Origin of the sequence: Mesorhizobium sp. M7A.F.Ca.MR.148.00.0.0 (assembly GCF_003997735.1) — a bacterium.
Taxonomy (GTDB): domain Bacteria; phylum Pseudomonadota; class Alphaproteobacteria; order Rhizobiales; family Rhizobiaceae; genus Mesorhizobium.
Genome location: NZ_RZTB01000550.1, coordinates 1 through 274 on the forward strand (window position 1 = coordinate 1; position 274 = coordinate 274).

The 274-nt window shown below is 62.4% G+C and carries 1 pseudogene; it reads right to left on the reverse strand.

What is annotated here, in order from left to right:
* Positions 1-168: 168 nt before the first annotated feature.
* A pseudogene (locus tag EOB49_RS38495) lies at positions 169-274 on the reverse strand (general stress protein); the annotation flags it as partial.

Consider the following 274-nt stretch of genomic DNA (forward strand, 5'->3'; position numbering starts at 1 on the left):
ACCACAGTTACGAGGACTGTTCGCAAAGGCATGCCGACGCCGATCCAGCATGGAATGCCCCTAATCCTCCCAAGCCGGACTGATCGGCACCGGTGTGCCGCACCGGCGATATTCCCTGCGGCCACCGGCATTCGCCCATCTGACGTCCTGATTTTCAACGCCGTCCGGCTACATCCTGACCTTGCCGGTGTCACCGATTTCCGGGCGGGTGTCGCTGACTGCTGCCGCCAGCATCTTCACGTAGCTGACCACGGTGCCGGGGCTGTCCCAATAC